This window comes from Piscibacillus salipiscarius JCM 13188 (assembly GCF_001311865.1).
GTDB classification, from domain to species: Bacteria; Bacillota; Bacilli; order Bacillales; family Alkalibacillaceae; genus Piscibacillus; species Piscibacillus salipiscarius.
In genome coordinates this window covers 174,592-194,054 of sequence record NZ_BBCD01000002.1, presented here as the reverse complement: position 1 = coordinate 194,054, position 19,463 = coordinate 174,592, and the positions used below count along the sequence as shown (strand labels likewise).

Below are 19,463 nucleotides of genomic sequence, written 5' to 3'. Positions count from 1 at the left end.
TTATTGCTAAAACTGTCCGTATTCTGCGAGAAATTGTTTATATTCTCGGGAGAACTGTTCATATTTTGGTTCGAGTTGTCCGCATCAAAGCGCAAACTGTCCGCATGAATCGAGGTATTGTCTTTATGACAGTACAACCATACATGTGACTATAGTCCTGATACGTTTATCGAAATTAATCCTTTTTCCCTATTATTTTTATTTTCGAAATATTTTAATATATTAATTATAACTTATTTTTAGGGGGAGTTTATTTGAAAAAGCGTCTAACAAATCTAGCTTTGTCTGCGACCTTAGTTGGTAGTGTGGCACTAGCTGGAGCGGGAGCACCAAAAGACTTAGCGGGACAAGATCTACAGCAAGACTATCAATTAACTTTAGCTGATTACGTCAATGCAGCACCAGATATGGCTGAGAAAGCTAAAGAATTAGGCAAAGACTTGTCAAAATCTGATCCTGCTGAGAAAATTGCCGAGAAGAAAAACAACGGCACAAAATTTGAAGAACCAGCAGGTGATAAGGTAGGCGAACAGCCTGTCGAAGGTGATGTTCCGGTACTCGTTATTTTAGCAAAATACAAAGATGGGGATGAGCCTGTCGGTGACATGGAGGGACAAGTTCCTGCAGATTACTATGAGGATTTAATTTTTGGTACTGAGTACAATCCTTATGAATTAGATGTGTTCAGTAAGTATGCTGAGTATAATGGAAAACCAGCGCCGACTGATCGCACAATGCAAAATGTTTACAACGAATCGAGTTACGGAAAAGTAGACTTAGTTCGTAATGAAGATACTGCGTTTGAATGGGTGGAGCTACCTAAAGGAGCTTCTTACTATTTAGACCAAGAGGGCGATTATGTACATGGTAACGTGAATGGCGATGCGAAAACTGGAGAGTTTATCCGTGATTTATTAAAAGCAGCGGATGAGCAAGTGGACTTCTCAGCTTATGCTGAAAACGGGGAAGTACCGAACGTCTTCGTCATCCATGAAGGTACAGGTGCTGAATTCAGCCGTGACCCTGCACAATTCTGGTCTCATAAGTGGAGCTTACTCAGTGCTCTATATTATGGTAAGTACTACGAAACAGGGCAAACCGCTGCAGAGTACGAAGGGTTAACAATGGATGAGTGGATTGCTAAAACGATTGAAGAAGACATGACTTATGATGGAGTAGTCGTGAATAACTATAATATTCAGCCAGGTATTGGCGGTAACGTGGCAGGTTATGACATGGAAACAGGTGAGTATAAAGAAGAGCTTGAAGAAGGTCCTTACCCTGCACAAACGGGTGTATATGCTCACGAATTTGGCCATGCATTAGGTTTACCTGATTTCTATGATACTGACTATTCATCTGAAGGTGTAGGAAACTTCTCAATGATGGCTGGCGGTTCTTGGATGCGTTATCCAAACGCCTCACAATACTCTGGTAACTCGCCAACGAACTTTGATCCTTATTCTAAAATGAAGCTTGGTTGGTTAGATCCAATCGAAGTCGCGCCTGAAGATGGCGTTCAAGAATTGACATTAGAGCCATCCAACAGCTCACAAGATGTTGTGAAGATGGAAGTTCCAGGTTCTGATGGATCTGAGTATTTCTTATTTGAAAACCTACAGCAAGAAGGATTTAATAAAGGTCTAAGCCGTCTAGGTGAAAATGCGCACGGACTTGTGGCATGGCATGTCGATGAAAACATCATCGCTAATGTCGGACGTCCTAACAATGCTGAAAACTGGATGAACAAGCGTTTCCAATCTAATCAAGAAGGAGACGTTAAACATTACGGTTTATCGGTTTTACAAGCTGACGGAGAATATGATTTAGAAAAATACGTAAACCGCGGTGACGAAGCGGACTTCTTCCAGACAGGCGATCAAATCACACCAGTATCTAAAAATGTCCACACTGGTTCCTACTATTTCTGGAAAGGCAATAGTGATACGCCAGCAAATAGCGGTATCCACGTAACGGATATTACTGAGAATGAAGATGGAACCATTACAGCTAAGTTTTATTATAGTGAGAATGAAGGGAAGTAATCCCGAGATAAAACAGCACCAGCCATAAAGGTTGGTGCTTTTATTAATATGAATAGTTCTAGTACTGTAAAAGATTTGGTTACGAAATTCTATTCATTATGTAGCTCAGTTTATAATATGAAAAATAAATATTTTAATAAATTGATTTTTTAGGATATATAGGGTTGTAACTGTAAAATTTAGGTTGTATGAACCTGTTCTACATTATATGGAAAAATATTCTTGCAATTTTATGGACGAAGAACCTTTGTTCGTATAAAATTAACTCATGGATGTTAATAATATATGTATTAGAAGGGAGGACAAAATGATAAAAATAGAAATCAAATGATTTCCTTTTTTGATGATTTGCTATATAAGAATCATGATAGGTATAAAAAGAATTTAAAAATGCAACTAATCAATTAAAGACTTATATTGTAGAAGGACATATACCTCGTGAACAAAAAAATAACCATGATTTAGTTTTTAATTTTTGAAAAATTTAGATATTAACCCAGAAAAATATAATTATAAAGTGATTGAAACAGAAGATGAAAATCTTTTAAGTGTAAATTTTAGAGATGGACACTTATTTATAGATGTTATGAATCCGAGATTTTGGGTGATTCACACAGCAATTAAAGCTGAACATAGTGATTTGTTCCATAGTATACTTTTAAAACAAAAAAATATGGATAGCGTTTGGCTTCCGATACCTTTTCTGAAAGACCTTGTTAAATATGGCGAAATTTATGGAATAGGAATGTCATTTACAGAGCTATTAAATAGAGAGGAAAGAGATAAACTCTTATTTGAAAATCAAGATACTTTAAAGCTAGACATTAGAAGATTATATGTTAAAGAAATGCTCCAAGCTTTAACTCATTCAGAATTAAGAATGGCTGCAGGTCTAAACAAAATAAGTATTTTAAACTATTCTGATGAGGATTCTGATAACTATATTATTGATGATATTACTTATGCAGGTAAAATTACTGGTAGAGGAACATCGTTTAGTAAGCATCTATTTTTAACACATAATGTATTAGAAGAATACGAAAATTCCGTTAACTTAATTGAAGATAATTTCTCATTTAATTATGATTTGGATAGTTATAAAATTTCTGGAGCACCGATAACTATTAATTTAAATCGCAAAAATATTAATATATATAAACTAGTTGAAACATTGTTCTCAGGAAAGAAACCTTTTCAGTTGTGGGGGATACCTGACTGGCGCTCCGAAAATTATTGTTATGTATCTGCTGTTGACTTGCATCTAGGAAATTTTGGGAAACAAATACATTTTGAGATTACTAGTTCAACCATTAAAGTCATCCTCCCTAAAAGTTCTTGTGGTAATTCAGTGGCTAGATTAATCACAAATATTCATCAATCAATAGATGCAACATCCTCTATAAAAGGAGGTAAAAATCATGACATATTCACAATATAATGAACTTGATTTAATAAATATCTTAGTATGTATGTGTTTAGAAGAGGAACTTGATGGGATAGAAAATGTATTCACAAAGCATGGTTACAATTTAATTTCCATTGATAGGAATATTGATACTTCCGTAGGTACTATAAAATATGATTTAATAATATCAAACAAATTAAAGGAATACTCACTAGGGTTCGAACTAAAAGGGAATAAAGCTAGTAATTTAGAAACTGATCAATTAGAAAAATACAAAAACGTTAGTAGTAGTGAACTTGTAAAATTTGGTGGTTTAAATAGTTTTAATTCAGAAGAGCACAAATTACAGACAATTATAGGGATTAACAATCACAGTTCAGAAAATGTTATTTCCTTTCTAGAAGAACAAAATTACTCTTTTCCAGTTTTAGCAGTGGATACCTCAAATATTCAAATTAAACATATCCGTATTATTGATAATGAGATTAATAATGTTTTTAAGTCGCCATTAATCTATAAATCTTTTATTTCGCTTATAAAATATGATAAGGATACGCCCCTGGAAAATATAGCGCCAGATTTAATAGCAATAATACTTAAATATTCATTAGAAGGTAAATCGAATTTTACAGTTGATGAAGTAATAGATGATTTGTATTGTAGCATTCCAAATGTGTTTCAAATAATTGGAGGGGATGTTAAAAAGGCTGTAAGAAGAAAAATTATTAAATTGTTAGACCGATTATCCAAAACAGAATTAAGCGTTTATTTGGAATGGGATTCAATTAATCAATATTGGTATATTCATAGATTACATCCAGATGCTCATCCGAATACATTATCTTCTTTTAGAGAAAAAGGAGTGGCCTTTGTTAATAGAATAAGAGAAGGTAAAGCTTATAAACAAGCTCAAGTAAACGCGGGTCAACTTAGTTTGTTTGACGAAGATGAATATAATTAATAAAAGCTGTTCAACGCGTTGAACAGCTTTTATCTTACCCCAAGACCCATGAGTAGATAGCGTTCCCACTCAACTTCCTTGGGATTCATGACGTACCATGTTAGGGCAGGAAGGTCTAATGCGGTAATAAATGTTGTTTCGTCTCGGAAACGTTTTTCTGGATCATAAGCGACGCGATCTTCAGTCGTTGCGCCTTCTACGACTTCAATCCAGCCGTGCTGCTCGATACCAGTTGTCACGACAGATTTTTTTAAGGTGCCTTCCGCTGTCATTTTCCAAATGATATTATCAAAAATATGATCGTCCTTTAATACGACAGCTTCGAGTGATTCTTTTAGTGTGATATCAAGTCCAACGTGATAGCCAGGCTTCAGCATGTCGCCTTCAATTTCTTCATTAAACGTAATCTCAAGTGGATAAACACTTTTATCCTCAAGTTTTCCATCCTCAGGTACATCACTGATATCAGTTACAGTTCCTGGAATGTCGCCAAGTGGGGTTTCGGTCATAACATCAGCTGACATTTCTTCCTCAACAAACTGACGCTGCTCCTCAGTTAGCTCGCCATAAGCGTGAAGTTCCCTGCTGCTAATTGTCATGAGCGGGTCATCGAGTGACGCTGATAGCTGACTAACTATTCCATCCGCTGGACTTTCGACTGTAATGGTATCGCCAGTTGATTCGAGATCATCCAACTGGTTTTCCAAACTATCAATCTGAGCTTCTTTCTCCGCAAGCTCAGATTCCTTTTGCAGCACGAACTGTTGTAATTGAAACTCAGTTTCTAGCTGACCTTGGGCAGGGATGTTTAGCTCGTGTTCACCGTCATTAATCGAAATCTCAATTGAGTCATCTTGAAGCGGAAACTATAACGTTCAATCTCAGAGATAATTGCCTCTATTGCATCCACTTCGTCTTCAAGTCGGTCAATTTCATTCGTTAGCGTGCGATACGTTTGGTTGTAATCAGTGACAGAATATGTATACAGCGGATCGCCCGCAGTCACCGCATCCCCTTTTTCAACCATAAAAGATTGAAAGTTTCCTTGTTGTTTATCAAAATAAATGCGGTTTTGATCAGTATGAGTAAGAATGCCATCTTGAACGAGATTCTCACGAACGTCCATCACGCGTGTGTTCGCCCACTCATCAACATATGTAATACGATCTACTGTCCAATCGTCATCCAAATAAATAAGTAAAAAGTTAACTAATATAAATAGGGTTAAAAATATGAGGTTCCGTCTTTTCTTCATGAGCTTAACCACCATTCAATAAGTTCGACGTCAAATAAACTTAGGGTTGCAACGATGCAGTATACGAAAAAGTGCCAAAGAATGACCATTAACCAAACTTTCCAGCGTTTCATGTCGGTTAGATTTGATAAATACTTGGCTTGGAATCCGATAATCCACAACTGTATGATCGACACAGCGCCAAAGAAATAGATGAACCATTCCAGGTCGATTATATAGGACGCGATAACTCCTAGTGAAAAAGGTGACACATACCAATCAAGTCCTAAATAAACGAATAATGGAATCCATAATAAACGCTCAAATAGCATCATGATTAGGACGACCTGTTGCATGATCACAAGCTTTTTGTAGCGAATTTTTGTAAATAAATAAAAATAATAGCTTGTGAGATAGAGGATTAGTGCTGCTAAGAGCACGGCAAATACAGCACGACCTGCTATGAAGTAAAGTTTCAATGCATTATAGTTACTTTCAGACACGGACATAAATACGCTTGAAATCGGGTTCGTACCCATTCCGAGCCATGCCATCCATACGTATATTATGATGGTAGAAAGAAAGAGTAATAGACTAACTTTCCAGACTTTTTCAATGTCTTCTGCACGTTTAATTCGAAAAATATGGTCGTCTAGATCTGTGAAAAATCGAAAGAAGTAGTTCTGCATCTGTTTCATCCTTTAACTATGTACTTGTCTACTATTGTAGAATAAGTGGAAGGAATTTACTATAATTAATTGATTATTTTTAATATTTTGGTAGAAAAGAAGGAGAGGGTGATGAAGGGTGTCGTTTCAATCAAACGTTTGTTTGAGCTGGAGTAAATAAAAAGCACTTACGCCTTAGCGCAAATGCTTTATGTATCAATCCCTTTTCGGTCATGTTCATCTTCAAAATAAGATCCATTCATTCTGTCGTCGATTTTTTCTATTAAATTATGTATCTCTAAAATCTCGACTTTTAATGTTTGTTTATTACTATTGTAAATGTCTTGATATCGAGTAAGGTCAGATTCTAGTTCGTCAATTTTGTTTTGATCACGTTTATCTTTGGCCTTCTCTTTTTCGAGTTCTTCTTTAATTGAATCAATACGGGATTCCCATATGCTAAGGCTATTTTCCGGTAATGAAACGTAATTTTCAACGAGCTGCTTTAACTGATTTTTTCTTCTTTAGAAGCATCAAGAAATGTAATGCGACGGTTCACCGCAAGCTTAATTCCCTCTCCAGTTGGTAGAGCATAACCGAGTTCATTTGTACAATCACACAGCATACTGTCTACAATGACGTGCAGTTCATATGCCATTCGTTCGGATAGTGACACCTCATTGCTGTAAAAACGATCTATAATGTCTTGGTGGTCGTCTGCCTGAGATTGAATGATCCCGTAACCGAAGCCTAGGGCAATAGATAAAATAAGAATAAATCCTAACTTTCTCATATTAGTTTCTCCCCTAATTGTGCGTCTATTCTGACTTTATTTTACTTGTTAATATTGGATAATTCAATACAAATATTACAATTAGTTTACAAAACAGTTTCAAACAAACGTTTGATTAAATGGTAAAAGTTGATAATGAGACAGGCTAGTGGTGTCATAAACTAGATTAGGGGTGAAGCGAATGGCATCTAGAGTTGTCTTGCAGGTAAAGCAAATTAGTTCGCTGTATCAAGAGAAAATGGGAGAGAGGGATGCCCGGCAATTGGTTGAGGGTTTTAACAAAAGGTTTGGCGATGTTTTATTAAAGGTAGAGCTGGATTCGAATAAGCAGATGCATCTACTTGAAAACTTTAGATATCACAAAGCATTACAATTGTTAGACCCGGATCGAAAAGTGATGTGTGAGGTATACCCAGAAAAAGGTGAACGTGACAGGCTTATCTACTTACTTCGTATAGGTCTAACTGTGGAAAAGTACTCAACTAAATGGTTGTTTAAACACACGATTATTAAGAAACTTATGAATAAATTTGATTATACGCTGGAGGACATATGTGCGGAGCTTTCGGATGATAAATACTATAGGCCAAGTGATTTGAAAAAATATTTGGTTCATCGTAACATCCCAAGTCATATCGAAAAGCTTTCTGTGATGGTTGGGGCAAGAAGTCTTGTCGAACGAATCGCATCTAGCCAAGTCATTCCAACTGAAGTAAAAGACATTTTATATGAAAAAGCAATCTTACCAAAACAGGGACACCACAGATTAACCATTTGGAAATTTAACCTTCTTCAAAAATTCTTCCGTACTTGTTCACTTACCAATGAAATTCTAAATAACCAAAAACAATTAAAGCTCATGATAGATACTCTTATTGCTGAGAACTTTAGGATTGATGAGCATATGAGAAATTTATATCAGGATGTGCAGACTGAAACGAGGATTGAGGAATATACGATGTGCTTTTTAAGCTACCAGAGGAAGTTTATTATTAGGAAGAATCACTGACCTGCTTATTGGCGGGTCAGTTTTAATATTAAGGGATTTGTGGACAAACCTAATCATAAAGTCTCACCTGTACTAGTGATAATCTGTCATTACTAGTAAAATTATGGTAAAGTAATAATAGGTAAAGTAAGGGGGAATTTTGCTTGAAGACAGTCTTGAAATGGCTTATCGGAACCGTAGTCGTACTGGGGCTTGGAGTCGGACTTTTCTTTGGAGTCGGTTATGTACTTGATGAGCAAATGGCAGATGATCCTAAGGAACCGGAGGCAGAAGATAAACAGTCTGATGAAAAAGAAGAGGAGAAAAAGGTGACTGAGTTGTCAGAGGAAAAGTTTGAGAATGCTGAAAATGCTGAGAACCTAAATCCGTTTGGTGATGATCTTGAAGCCAAAGCATTAGATGATACCCAAGTACAGGATTATATACATGAAATGTCACACCAAAAGTTGAAGCGGATGAAAAGTGGGGATTTTATCTTATTACAGATGAGCGGATTAAGTGGTTGCAGCAGGGGATTGAAGCTTCAAAAGACAATTTAAGCCATTATGATGTTTACCAATCAATACTTAACCGCTGGGCTGCAGGTGATTTCACGCAAGCAGACGATGACCACAACGCCATTTGGGACCTTAAAGGCGGGACGATTGGCTATGCAACAGGTGTGCTAAGTGATGAAGAAGAGCAGGCTTATATTGAGAGTGCGGATGAGTATTAATAAATATGCTTAACTATACCTTTTAAGGGGTAAATTAACACTATTGACATATGGAAATAACTAACGGAGGTGCCTCACTTGAACGAGCAAAATATACAGCAACATCAAGAGCATTATTCAGAGGACAAGCTTTGGAATAAAGTACGCCGCGTTGCGAAAAAGGCTGGAGCATCAGCGATATATGCGGTACTTTTGTTATATTATACCTTGCAAAAACCTGAAATACCGAAAAAGGTAAAGGCGACCATTCTTGGTGCATTAGGTTATTTCATACTACCAGTTGACCTCTTGCCTGATGCGTTCGTCGGAATTGGCTATACGGATGACCTCACGATTTTAATTACTGCCATCTATCAGGTAACGGGTTATATAGATGATGATGTAAAATCAAAAGCAAGAGGCAAGATCGAAGAATGGTTCGGAGAAGATGTGGATACGTCGGAGATTGATAATAAATTATAATTAATGAAGCAAGGCGAACATCGCTTTGCTTTTTTTCTTAACTTGATATAGTTTGTGCATTCATTAGATGTAGATATAAATGCCCAAAAAACTAAAAATATAGCTTCTGATATAGCTAATTTTGAGTAATAAGATGTATAAAAATAATATTATTTGTAAAATAATGTTGTTTTTTATTATTAATATGGTAATATATACTTATTGATTCAATATTTAACTAGGGGGGATAAAAATGGTAGTTGCAGGTGTATTAAAATTAATAGGTTCAGGTTTAGAATTTTTCTTAGGTATTCCAGGTTTTGGTGGAGGACTTATTTTAACACTTCTATGGACGCCGCTATTATTCATGTTAATTTATCATATTGTTACATTGGTATTATCTAAGAAAAGAAACGCACCAGTATGGGGACCAGTTGTAGGTATTGTTGCTAGTACCCTTGGTGTAATTCCAGGTTTAGGCATGGTCTTACATTGGGCTGCGTTTATTTGCTTATTAGTAGATGGTATTCTGTCTCTTAATAGTAAAAAGAAGGCTTCTGAAGTGACTGCTTAAAATTTTAAGGAAAAACCACTGCTGAAATTAATTTTCAGCAGTGGTTTTTTGTGTTGTTGAATATAAGCGTTAACTATTCTTGTTTGACTAAGCATGATTTGTTAAAGTAATAGAATCAACTTAGAAATCGGGTGTAATCATGATTAAGATTTATGTATTATTATTGCTCGTTATGCTCATGTGGGGGCTTAAATGTTTCAGCGTTAAAAATTCTAGTCGATGCAATTGATCCAATGTTATTAACCTCATTCCGTATTATGACAGCAGGCGTTGCAGTGCTTATTGCTTGTTGGTTCATGGGAATTTTGAGGTGGCCGATGAAGCATGAATGGCTAGTCATATTCGGTCTTTCGATTTTTAATGTTATTTTGCATCATATTTTTATTGCCGTCGGGTTCGATATGACAACTGGAGTTAATGCGAGCTTGATTTTAGGTCTAACACCGCTTGTGACGATGATGATGGCTGTCTTGTTATTGAGACAACGTGTCTCAAAGGTTCGAGTATTAGGGTTTTTTATCGGTTTTGCAGGTGTTGTGGTTGCGAACGTTGCTGGGTCTGGAGGATTCGGTGGCGTTTCACTAGGTGACTTTTTCGTCTTCCTTGGGATTTTAGTACAAGGCTTTAGCTTTGTGATGATCAGTAAGCTGAAACCGACCTTTGACCCTCGCCTTGCGACAGGTTATATGATGGTCTTCGGTTCAGTATTTATTTTATAATCAGTCAAGGCTTTGGCTCAAATGTATCTGAAATCACGAGACTTATAGACTGGAAGCTTGCACTCATCTTTTATTCAGTGCTGTTCTAGCCACTGCTTTCGGACATATGACGTATAACTTTTCCATAACTAAAGTCGGCCCTGCTGAGAGTGCTATTTTCATAAACTTGAATACCTTATTCGCAATCGTTGGGTCCGCTATTTTCCTAAATGAAGCCGTCACCTTGAGCCACGCTTTCGGTTTTCTCCTCATCCTGATAGGTGTATTCTTCGGGACAGGTGCTTTGGAGTATTTATTGTTGAAAAGGAAAAAGCGGCGTGAATCTTTAGCGAAGTGAATGAGTAAAATGGGAAAACTGATCGCAATGGCGGTCAGTTTTTGTTTTGGATGGAACATACGTGAATGTCATTAGCGGAGCGAAAGGTCGTTAAAGATAGCATCAACGAAAATAGGGAAGCGCTAAGTGTAAATAGGGAGCACGAGAACACAAATAGGAACGATTTGAATCGAAATAGGGGAGCTGCTAACTTAAATAGAAAGCTCGCGAATGCAAAAGGAGATTCATAGTAAGTCTCAATTCCTCATAATCTATTAAGAGGAGTTGAGGCCTGTATGAAAGGGTACATATTTGATCTTGATGGGACGGTTTATTTAGATGACGAGCCGATTGATGGCGCGGCCAAAACGATCAACGAGCTAAAAGCCCAGGGGCATAAGGTCGTTTTCTTAACCAATAAGTCCATCGCGCGTCGCTCGGATTATGTAGAGAAATTAAACAAGATGGGGATTGAGTGCACGATTGAAGATGTCATCAACTCGAATTTTATTACGGCAAAATTTCTCCAAGGAAAGCCTGGCAAAGCACTTGTTATTGGAGAAAAGCCTCTTTTTGAAGAGTTAACCGAAGAGGGAATTCAAATCACTAACAATCCTCGAGAAGCATATTACGTCGTCATTGGCTGGGACCACGAATTCAACTATGAAAAGCTATCACAAGCTTACGAGGCTTACCAGAATGGAGCGAAAATTATAGCTACGAATCCTGACAGGACTTGTCCAACTAAAGAAGGTGAAATTCCTGACTGCGAGGCAATGATTGGTGCCATTGAAGGCGCGACAGGGAAGACAATTGATTACATTGCTGGCAAGCCCTCAAGACTCATGATGCAGTATGTCACAGAAGAAGTTCTAAAATTACCCCCTAATCAATGTTATATGATTGGCGATCGTCTTGAGACGGATATTTTAATGGGAAATGAAAATGGGGTTAATAGTGTTTTAGTGTTAACGGGGGATTACGAAGAGGGCGGATGTGGCTCAGTCGGAGATTAAACCTACATATATATTAAATAGTATTGCAGATTTGAAGAGTTCTGATTAACAGAGCTCTATTTTTTGCAAATAAAATAGGTCTTTTGTTCATATAGTTTAGTGAAGCTTGTTTATTGAGGAGGGAAACAAAATGCGTCGATGGCTCAGTGTCTTATTGATTTTGTTTTTAAGTTTAGTATTAGCTGCTTGTAATAGTGATTCTGCAGATGATGTGACGGAAATTGATTTTTACTTCCCGGTTGCGGTTGGTGGCGATATTGCGAATTTAGTTGATGAATTGGTTGCGGATTTTGAAGAGGAAAATCCAGATATAAAGGTCAATGCGAACTTTGGAGGAAGCTATTCTGAAACGATGACTCAGGTAATGGCATCGGTTCAAGGTGGCAATCCACCAGAGCTTGCGGTTCTATTCTCAATTGATTTGTTTACCTTACTTGAAAATGACGTGATAGAAGAGATGACGCCACTTTTTGGTGAAGATTATTTCGATGATTACTATGATGCGTTTATGGCAAATTCACAGGTTGGCGATCAAGTATGGAGTATTCCGTTCCAGCGAAGCACAATCGTTCTTTACTACAACAAAGATAAGTTCAAGGAAGCGGGTCTTGATCCTGAGCAGCCTCCTGAGAACTGGGATGAACTAGTTGAGTATAGTAAGAAGTTAACAACGGATGACCAGTGGGGCCTCGAGATTCCAAGTACCGGTTATCAGTACTGGATGTTCCAGGCACTTGCGCTTCAGACAGAAGGAAATATTATGTCTGAGGATGGTAAAGAGGTTTACTTTGATGCACCTCATTCTAAAGAAGCGATGGAGTACTGGCTTAGCTTAAGTCAAGATCACGAGGTGATGCCTGAAGGAGTTATTGAGTGGGGGACGGTTCCTTCAGACTTTTTAAGCGGGAAAACAGCGATGATGTACCATACGACTGGTAATTTAACGAACGTTAAATCGAACGCAGAGTTTGATTTCGGTGTGTCGTTCTTACCAGCAAACGAGCAGTACGGATCACCAACTGGCGGAGGAAATATTTATTTGTTTAAAGATATTCCAGAAAAGAATCGTGAAGCGGCCATTAAGTTTATTGAGTTTTTAACAAAACCAGAGCAGGTTGCGAAGTGGTCGATTGAAACGGGTTATGTGGCACGCGCGAATCAGCTTATGAAACTGAAGAGTTAAGCTCTTATGTTGAGGAATTTCCAAGTGCGTTAGTGGCACGTGATCAGTTAGAGTATGCCGATAGTGAGCTTGCGACGTACCAAAACGGTGAGGTTCAGAAGATCTTTAACGACGCGATTCAGTCGGTGTTAACGGGGCAGAGCACGGTGGACGAAGCGTTTAATGACGCACAATCGAAAGCAGAAGAAGTTTTAGCACCATTTCAGGAATAAGTGAGAGGCCTGGGCTCCAGGCTTCTCCAAATTTTTGGCTGAGAGGAGGTTTCGGCCACTTTTTTATGAAAAAGTTTAAATTTATTTTTTAAGGAAAATATCTTTGCGTATACGCTATTACTACCGTCATTTATATTTCTAACGCTATTTACCTTTTACCCAACATTAAAGTCGCTTCAGCTCAGTTTTTATAGCGGGCCGATGACGAGGCTTGAGTTTTCTGGTCTTGATCAGTACAAAGAAGTTTTTACGGATGAAATTTTCGCAAAAGTGATGGTAAATAATTTGCTGTTTATGATCGGGACGGTTCCGACGAGTATCTTTTTGGCAATGTATTTGGCGATTTGGCTAAACAAGAGGATGAAAGGCAGTGCGCTACTTAGGACGTCTTTCTTTTATCCGACCGTCATTCCGCTTATTGCGGTTGCGAACATTTGGCTATTTATTTATACCCCGCAGTATGGTCTATTAGATAAATTTCTACAAATGTTTGGGACAAGTGGCCCGAATTGGCTAGGGGATCCTGGTTTTGTCATGGTCGCGATGATCATCATGATTATTTGGAAAGACGCTGGATTTTTCATGATATTTTACTTAGCTGGCCTGCAAAACTTGCCACGTGATGTGTATGAAGCGGCCGTTATGGAAGGGGCTTCACCATGGCAGATGTTTAGACATGTGACGTTTCCGTTATTAATGCCGACAACGCTATTTGTCATGATTGTTGCGATTACGAATTCGTTTAAGAATGTCGACCATCTATACATTATGACAAAGGGCGGGCCGGATAATGCGAGTAACCTTCTGCTTTATCATATTTACGAAGTGGCGTTTACGAACTGGGACTTAGGTAAGGCAGCTGTGCTGACGGTCATTTTGATTGTTGTCATGTTAAGTATTACAGCATTTAATTATCTATATTTAGATAGGAAAATTCATTATTAAGGAGGAGAGAAGATGAGTCGATTTATAAACTACTCAGTCATTGTCATACTTGGAGTAGTGTTTGCAACGCCTCTCGTTTGGGTTTTATGACGTCCTTCTCTCCGGCTAATGAAATCATTAATGGTTCTAATCCATTTTTTGTGAACGAACCGACTCTTCAGAATTACAAGGACGCTTGGAATGCCGCTCCATTTTGCGTTATTACTATAATACCTTTGTGATTGTGTTTGGCATTTTAGCTATGCAATTGATCACAATCACACTCGCAGCGTATGCCTTTGCAAGGTTAAAGTTTAAAGGTCGCAACGTTTGTTTATTTTATTTTTAGTGCAACTCATGATTCAGCCTGAAATCTTACTCTTTCCAAATTATCAGGTGATGGGACAGCTTGGGCTAGTAGATTCGAAGCTCGCGGTCATGCTTCCTTACTGGGCGTCAGCGTTTGGGGTATTTTTACTTAGACAAACATTTAAACAAGTACCTTATGAATTAGATGAGGCCTCAAAAATGGACGGGTGTAAATGGTATCAGACGCTGCGTCATGTTTATATCCCAGCCGCGAAACCGACTTATATTGCGTTTGCGCTGGTGTCCGTTAGTCACCACTGGAGTAATTTCATGTGGCCGCTAATCATTACGGACTCTGTAGAAAATCGTCCACTTACCGTCGGGATTGCTTTGTTTGCCCAATCGTATGAGACAGGGGCGCAGTGGGGGATGGTGACAGCTGGTACAGTGATGGTGATCTTTCCGTTGTTGATTGCCTTTTTCATTTTTCAAAAACAATTTGTATCGAGCTTTATGCATTCTGGGATTAAGTAAGATAAGGTAGAATTAGGTTAAGGGGCGTTTGAATCGAAATGGGAAGCAAAATATAGTTGCTTTTGGGCTTACCCAAAAGCTTCTTTTTATGGCCAGAAGGATTAATCATGTAAAATGATCATTAAGAAGTAAGTCGCCGGGAGGGTTTTTAGCATGATTAAATTGCAAAATGAATTGTGTGAGTTGCTTGGTATTAAATTCCCAATCATTCAGGCTGGAATGGCTGGTGGTTCAACGACGCCTGAGTTAGTTGCGGAAGTATCTGAGTTTGGGGCTCTTGGAACACTTGGAGCAGCCTACATGGAACCCGAATCGATTCGCGAGGCTATTCGTGAGATTAAAAAGAAGACTAATCAGCCGTTTGCGGTAAATGTATTTTCGCTTAGAGGTGATCGTGAACAGTCTTTTCAGTCGAGTGAAGTTGAGGCTTTAAATGCTGTGCGCACTCAAGTTGAGTTAAACCCTGTCGATCAGGTTGATTTCAGTTGGCAAAACCGTGTAGCAGAGCAGGTCGATGTTTTGCTAGAGGAAAAGGTGCCTGTTATTAGTACAGCTTTTGGTATCTTGCCTGAAGAAATAGCAGAGCGTGCTAAAAGTGCTGGTGCTGTGCTCATGACAATGGTGACAAATGTTGATGAAGCGGTTCAGGCAGAAGCTGCGGGAGTTGATGTGATCGTTGCGCAAGGTAGTGAAGCTGGCGGGCACCGTGGAACGTTTAATGTTGAGAAGTATCCAGGAGGCGCTAATATCGGAACGTTCTCGTTAGTACCTCAAGTCACAGGGGCAGTCGATGTTCCGGTGGTTGCTGCAGGTGGTATTATGGACGGGAAAGGACTTGTTGCGGCAATGGTGTTAGGTGCTTCAGGCGTTCAGATGGGGACGCGCTTTTTAACGACAAGCGAATCAGGAATTCCGAATGCTTATAAAGAAGCTCTATTTGCTGGTGATGAGACGAGTACCGTTATTACGAAAAATATTTCTGGCAGGCCAGCTCGAGCAATTGAGAATGAGCTTGTTCGATCGTTTGATAAAAAGACTCGTTTTCCATATCCATTTCAAAACATGGCTACAAAACCTGTTCGAACTTCTGCTAAGGAACGTGGCGACGCTGAATATTTGTCGTTATATGCAGGGCAAGGTGTGAGATCAGTAGAGAAAGAAGAATCGGTGCGTGATGTGTTAGATGATGTGATTCTTGAAGCGAAGGAGATTATTGTATAAGTAGAGGCTTTTGCGTGAGCGCAAAAGCTTCTTTTTATTTTTGGAAATGGAGCAATGTCGATAGGGAAGCCTTGAACATCAATAGAGACTAGCTCAACCAAAAAGGGGACGCGCGAACATAAATAGGGATTGCCTGAATGTAAATAGGGAAGAGCTCAACCGAAATAGGGAGCACACAAATGTAAAAAGGAATGAGCCAAACCAAAATAGAAAGCCCAAACGGCGACCAAAACTCATAAGTTCACGTTCAAGCTACTGTTAAAATCGGAATATCCCAACCTAAATTCAGATTTTTTAAAACATTATTGACATCTAAAACGCTTACATATAATATGACAATATAAGTTTGTTTAGTAAACAAACAAATTACACATGCGCGTGTGAATTTTATTTTTACCAATATTTTTCTGAAAAATTTAACTAATTTGTTGTTAAAATGTAAACGGTTTCTTTAATGGACGACTAAAAGGGGAGTGTACAATGGGAGCTTCAATTGTTGGAAATGAAGGCAATTATCATAAGGCTAAAGTATGGCAGATTGGTTTCTTTGCATTAAACAATACGGCGACAAACCTTTATATGTTTGCATTAGCCTTTGTATCTTACTATGCAACAGGGGTAGCTGGTCTTGCGGTTGTGATCGTCAGTACGATCTTAGCAGCGATGCGTGCGTTTGATGCCGTGACAGATCCGATTATTGGATTTGTTCTTGATAAAACGGAGACACGATTCGGTAAATTTATACCAATCATGGTGACAGGAAATATTATTTTAATCATTTCATTTATTCTAATGTTTAATATTCACCTTTTACCTGAAAATCTGGCATTAGCTGCATTTATAGTGATTCACGCTATTTATATCATTGGTTACACATTGCAAACCAATGTGACAAGGGCTGCTCAAACGGTCTTAACGAACCATCCGAAGCAGCGTCCGCTATTCTCGATTTTTGATTCGGTTTATAACATTACATTGTTCTCTCTAGGACAAGTGTTTGTTTCATCTTATTTAACACAAAAGTATGGCGGGTTTACTAGCGGATTGTTCCAAGAATTATATATTGAGATTATTATTTTAGCAGCTATTTTTACTATGTTAGCTATTATTGGAATCAAGCCTAAAGATCGAAAAGAGTTTTATGGCCTTGCGGATCTTTCTGCAAATGTGAGATTTAGAGATTACTGGCCAGTTCTAAAAGGGAACAGACCCCTTCAGATGCTAGTCTTATCTGCATCAACTGATAAACTTGCGGTTACGGTGATGATGCAGCAGCCCGTGATGGTCATGCTGTTCGCAATTGCTTTAGGTAACTTTGAACTAAGTGGTACGTACTCCTTAATCATTATTGCGCCAAGCTTGTTTATTACTTATTTTGGTGTTGTGTATGCTAGAAAAGTAGGTATGAAAAAAGCCTTGGTAAGAGCTTCTTGGTTAGGAGTTGTTTCCTTCACGGCATTAGCGGTCATTATGTTACTCGTAGATAATCCGACAGATGCGAACTTTGAATCGTTCGGCTGGTTAACAATTGCCTTTATGGTTCTTTACAGTATTGGACGCGGTGTCGGTACCTTAACACCATCGATTGTTATTCCGATGATTGCGGATACGTCTGATTATGAGACGTATAAAACAGGACGCTACGTACCGGGTATGATTTCAGCGATGTTCTCATTTGTAGACAAGCTAGTATCGTCCTTAGCTCCAGCTCTTGTTGGTTATGTCGTTGCCATGATTGGCTATACAGAAGAATTTCCGCAAATTGGAGAATCCCTAACTAATCCTTTATTATATGCAACGTTATTTGTTGCTTTCGGTATTCCAGTCCTTGGTTGGTTAATCTCCATCTTAGCCATGCATTTCTATAAGTTAGATGGGGAAACAATGAAAGAAATACAGCAAGAAATTGCTGATGTTAAAGAAAAAAAGTCCGAAGAAGTTAATCAAGCTAATTAACTAAGAGAGCGCTTGGATTAGGTCCAAGCGCTCTTTTCATGACTATTAAAATATTCGTACTCCACAAAATCTAATGTGTTAATGTTTAAATAGTTTTTGAGAACCAATGCTGCCCCGCCAAGTGCACAGGCAAACTCACCTAAATGGGAAAGGTGAATTGTTTCATAACTATTGATCTTTGATTTAAGATGTCTCTCAATAGATTGAATGACTTCTGGATTTTGATTAATCATAGCTCCGTTTAATACAATTCGCTGTGGGTTAAATATATTGATTATATTGTTTAAACCGATTGCTAAATATTGAATATACGAATCTAATTCAGATTCATACTTTGGTTTCTCAAAAATCTCAGCTGGGTTTTGCGGCATAGAGCCAAATTTAGCATTAAACCGGTTTCTAAGCGCCCGTTCTGAGGCGTATAATTCCCAGCATCCTTTATTTCCACAGGAACATAATTCCCCATCAGGGTTGACCACCATATGGCCAATTTCACCTGCAAATCCATCATAACCTCGATAGATTTTAGAGTTGTTAATGATTCCGAGTCCTATACCTGAATAAAGCGTGATACAGAATAGATCTTGGATGTTTTCGTAATAGACTTGCTCACCGTAAGCACTTAAATTCGCGTTGTTGTCAATAACAACCGGAACATTGAAGACCTCTTCAAATTTGGATTTAAAGTTTGAATATTGCCATTTTTGATTAGGTGTAAAAACGATTTGGTCATAACTATTGATGATTCCGTGTATACCAACTGCAATACCAGTTAATCCAATCGGCTTATGAGACTCGTTATAAGTTTCAATCAGTGGTTTTAAGTGGTATTGGATAATAGAGATTATTTCATCTACGTCACCTTGGTCAATTGGTACAACTTTTCGCTCTATAGGTTTTCCTTTTAAATCTATGAAGACAAAGCGAAACTCATTGGCGTCAATATCAATACCGATACTGTAGCCAGCTTGTCCATTCATTTCTATTAAAATTGGCTTGCGCCCTGGCGAATCAATATGTCCGACTTTGGTTTCTCTAATGATCCCGTCATCGATTAATTTTGATATTTGGGCCGAAACCGTTGCTTTATTTAAACCTGTCACTCTTGCTAAATCACTTCTTGAGAGTGTTTGTTCTTTAATGACATGTTCGATTAGAATACGTCTGTTTAAGTTCTTTATATATTGTGCGTCTCCTGTACTCATGACTTCACCAACTTTAAATATTC

At 38.1% G+C, this 19,463-nt stretch carries 21 protein-coding genes and 1 pseudogene; 17 read left to right on the top strand and 5 right to left on the bottom strand.

Translation table 11 applies throughout. The features are described from left to right. Positions 1 to 254 precede the first annotated feature (254 nt). The 3 genes from JCM13188_RS02570 (at position 255) to JCM13188_RS02560 (ending at position 4,411) form a co-directional block, all read left to right on the top strand. A complete protein-coding gene (locus tag JCM13188_RS02570; protein ID WP_054751918.1) occupies positions 255 to 2,045 on the top strand; it encodes a M6 family metalloprotease domain-containing protein in 1,791 nt (596 codons plus the stop codon). 475 nt (positions 2,046 to 2,520) lie between these two features. Beyond that, a complete protein-coding gene (locus tag JCM13188_RS02565) occupies positions 2,521 to 3,483 on the top strand; it encodes a hypothetical protein (protein ID WP_054751917.1) in 963 nt (320 codons plus the stop codon). Continuing rightward, positions 3,464 to 4,411, top strand: a complete 948-nt coding sequence (locus tag JCM13188_RS02560) for a hypothetical protein (protein WP_054751915.1) — start codon at positions 3,464 to 3,466, stop codon at positions 4,409 to 4,411. The genes JCM13188_RS02565 and JCM13188_RS02560 overlap by 20 nt, the downstream gene beginning before the upstream one ends. Before the next feature lie 29 nt (positions 4,412 to 4,440). Here JCM13188_RS02560 and JCM13188_RS02555 read toward each other — a convergent pair whose 3' ends face one another. From JCM13188_RS02555 to JCM13188_RS02540, 4 genes are all read right to left on the bottom strand, one after another. Beyond that, positions 4,441 to 5,169, bottom strand: a complete 729-nt coding sequence (locus tag JCM13188_RS02555) for an efflux RND transporter periplasmic adaptor subunit (RefSeq protein WP_054751913.1) — start codon at positions 5,167 to 5,169, stop codon at positions 4,441 to 4,443. Positions 5,170 to 5,219: 50 nt separating this feature from the next. Next, a complete protein-coding gene (locus JCM13188_RS02550) occupies positions 5,220 to 5,666 on the bottom strand; it encodes an HlyD family secretion protein (RefSeq protein WP_054751911.1) in 447 nt (148 codons plus the stop codon). Beyond that, positions 5,663 to 6,334, bottom strand: a complete 672-nt coding sequence (locus JCM13188_RS02545) for a hypothetical protein (protein ID WP_279401274.1) — start codon at positions 6,332 to 6,334, stop codon at positions 5,663 to 5,665. The genes JCM13188_RS02550 and JCM13188_RS02545 overlap by 4 nt, the downstream gene beginning before the upstream one ends. A 484-nt stretch (positions 6,335 to 6,818) precedes the next feature. Further along, positions 6,819 to 7,106: a hypothetical protein gene (locus tag JCM13188_RS02540; RefSeq protein ID WP_054751907.1), complete on the bottom strand. Its 288-nt coding sequence runs from the start codon at positions 7,104 to 7,106 to the stop codon at positions 6,819 to 6,821. A gap of 181 nt (positions 7,107 to 7,287) precedes the next feature. Between JCM13188_RS02540 and JCM13188_RS02535 the strand changes: the two genes are divergently transcribed. The 14 genes and pseudogenes from JCM13188_RS02535 to JCM13188_RS02480 all read left to right on the top strand — a co-directional run bounded on the left by JCM13188_RS02535 (position 7,288) and on the right by JCM13188_RS02480 (position 18,235). Continuing rightward, positions 7,288 to 8,115, top strand: coding sequence for a hypothetical protein (locus JCM13188_RS02535; protein ID WP_054751905.1), 828 nt, complete (start codon positions 7,288 to 7,290; stop codon positions 8,113 to 8,115). A gap of 143 nt (positions 8,116 to 8,258) precedes the next feature. Then, positions 8,259 to 8,654 (top strand): hypothetical protein, encoded by a 396-nt coding sequence (locus JCM13188_RS02530; RefSeq protein ID WP_054751903.1) that lies wholly within the window; start codon positions 8,259 to 8,261, stop codon positions 8,652 to 8,654. After that, on the top strand, positions 8,618 to 8,830 hold the full coding sequence (locus tag JCM13188_RS02525) for a DUF6241 domain-containing protein (protein WP_054751901.1): 213 nt from the start codon (positions 8,618 to 8,620) through the stop codon (positions 8,828 to 8,830). Before JCM13188_RS02530 ends, JCM13188_RS02525 begins: the two co-directional genes overlap by 37 nt. A gap of 69 nt (positions 8,831 to 8,899) precedes the next feature. Further along, complete coding sequence (locus tag JCM13188_RS02520) at positions 8,900 to 9,292, top strand: YkvA family protein (RefSeq protein WP_054751899.1); 393 nt, start codon at positions 8,900 to 8,902, stop codon at positions 9,290 to 9,292. Positions 9,293 to 9,524: 232 nt separating this feature from the next. Beyond that, complete coding sequence (locus JCM13188_RS02515) at positions 9,525 to 9,845, top strand: hypothetical protein (RefSeq protein WP_054751897.1); 321 nt, start codon at positions 9,525 to 9,527, stop codon at positions 9,843 to 9,845. Positions 9,846 to 9,997: 152 nt separating this feature from the next. Beyond that, positions 9,998 to 10,564, top strand: a complete 567-nt coding sequence (locus JCM13188_RS17615) for a DMT family transporter (RefSeq protein ID WP_279401272.1) — start codon at positions 9,998 to 10,000, stop codon at positions 10,562 to 10,564. Between the two features lie 106 nt (positions 10,565 to 10,670). Continuing rightward, positions 10,671 to 10,901: an EamA family transporter gene (locus tag JCM13188_RS17610; protein WP_279401271.1), complete on the top strand. Its 231-nt coding sequence runs from the start codon at positions 10,671 to 10,673 to the stop codon at positions 10,899 to 10,901. Between the two features lie 275 nt (positions 10,902 to 11,176). After that, a complete protein-coding gene (locus JCM13188_RS02505) occupies positions 11,177 to 11,896 on the top strand; it encodes an HAD-IIA family hydrolase (protein ID WP_369404781.1) in 720 nt (239 codons plus the stop codon). Positions 11,897 to 12,026: 130 nt separating this feature from the next. Continuing rightward, on the top strand, positions 12,027 to 13,079 hold the full coding sequence (locus tag JCM13188_RS02500) for an ABC transporter substrate-binding protein (RefSeq protein ID WP_369404780.1): 1,053 nt from the start codon (positions 12,027 to 12,029) through the stop codon (positions 13,077 to 13,079). Between the two features lie 32 nt (positions 13,080 to 13,111). Next, complete coding sequence (locus tag JCM13188_RS20275) at positions 13,112 to 13,291, top strand: hypothetical protein (RefSeq protein WP_369404779.1); 180 nt, start codon at positions 13,112 to 13,114, stop codon at positions 13,289 to 13,291. A 201-nt stretch (positions 13,292 to 13,492) separates the two neighbouring features. Then, positions 13,493 to 14,236, top strand: a complete 744-nt coding sequence (locus tag JCM13188_RS02495; protein ID WP_279401270.1) for a carbohydrate ABC transporter permease — start codon at positions 13,493 to 13,495, stop codon at positions 14,234 to 14,236. A 12-nt stretch (positions 14,237 to 14,248) separates the two neighbouring features. Then, positions 14,249 to 15,058, top strand: a pseudogene (locus JCM13188_RS02490) (carbohydrate ABC transporter permease). A gap of 153 nt (positions 15,059 to 15,211) precedes the next feature. Next, positions 15,212 to 16,279: an NAD(P)H-dependent flavin oxidoreductase gene (locus JCM13188_RS02485; protein ID WP_054751894.1), complete on the top strand. Its 1,068-nt coding sequence runs from the start codon at positions 15,212 to 15,214 to the stop codon at positions 16,277 to 16,279. A gap of 480 nt (positions 16,280 to 16,759) precedes the next feature. Next, a complete protein-coding gene (locus JCM13188_RS02480; RefSeq protein ID WP_054751892.1) occupies positions 16,760 to 18,235 on the top strand; it encodes an MFS transporter in 1,476 nt (491 codons plus the stop codon). A 17-nt stretch (positions 18,236 to 18,252) separates the two neighbouring features. Here the strand turns inward: JCM13188_RS02480 and JCM13188_RS02475 are convergent, their stop codons facing one another. Next, positions 18,253 to 19,440, bottom strand: coding sequence for an ROK family transcriptional regulator (locus tag JCM13188_RS02475; protein ID WP_054751890.1), 1,188 nt, complete (start codon positions 19,438 to 19,440; stop codon positions 18,253 to 18,255). Positions 19,441 to 19,463 lie beyond the last annotated feature (23 nt).

Coding starts and splice junctions, on each gene's coding strand:
- JCM13188_RS02540 (WP_054751907.1), bottom strand. CDS start 7,106: ATGAGAAAGTTAGGATTTATTCTTATTTTATCTATTGCCCTAGGCTTC.
- JCM13188_RS02535 (WP_054751905.1), top strand. CDS start 7,288: ATGGCATCTAGAGTTGTCTTGCAGGTAAAGCAAATTAGTTCGCTGTAT.
- JCM13188_RS02545 (WP_279401274.1), bottom strand. CDS start 6,334: ATGCAGAACTACTTCTTTCGATTTTTCACAGATCTAGACGACCATATT.
- JCM13188_RS02485 (WP_054751894.1), top strand. CDS start 15,212: ATGATTAAATTGCAAAATGAATTGTGTGAGTTGCTTGGTATTAAATTC.
- JCM13188_RS02550 (WP_054751911.1), bottom strand. CDS start 5,666: ATGAAGAAAAGACGGAACCTCATATTTTTAACCCTATTTATATTAGTT.
- JCM13188_RS02500 (WP_369404780.1), top strand. CDS start 12,027: ATGCGTCGATGGCTCAGTGTCTTATTGATTTTGTTTTTAAGTTTAGTA.
- JCM13188_RS02560 (WP_054751915.1), top strand. CDS start 3,464: ATGACATATTCACAATATAATGAACTTGATTTAATAAATATCTTAGTA.
- JCM13188_RS02515 (WP_054751897.1), top strand. CDS start 9,525: ATGGTAGTTGCAGGTGTATTAAAATTAATAGGTTCAGGTTTAGAATTT.
- JCM13188_RS02495 (WP_279401270.1), top strand. CDS start 13,493: ATGACGAGGCTTGAGTTTTCTGGTCTTGATCAGTACAAAGAAGTTTTT.
- JCM13188_RS17615 (WP_279401272.1), top strand. CDS start 9,998: ATGTATTATTATTGCTCGTTATGCTCATGTGGGGGCTTAAATGTTTCA.
- JCM13188_RS17610 (WP_279401271.1), top strand. CDS start 10,671: ATGACGTATAACTTTTCCATAACTAAAGTCGGCCCTGCTGAGAGTGCT.
- JCM13188_RS02475 (WP_054751890.1), bottom strand. CDS start 19,440: ATGAGTACAGGAGACGCACAATATATAAAGAACTTAAACAGACGTATT.
- JCM13188_RS02480 (WP_054751892.1), top strand. CDS start 16,760: ATGGGAGCTTCAATTGTTGGAAATGAAGGCAATTATCATAAGGCTAAA.
- JCM13188_RS02505 (WP_369404781.1), top strand. CDS start 11,177: ATGAAAGGGTACATATTTGATCTTGATGGGACGGTTTATTTAGATGAC.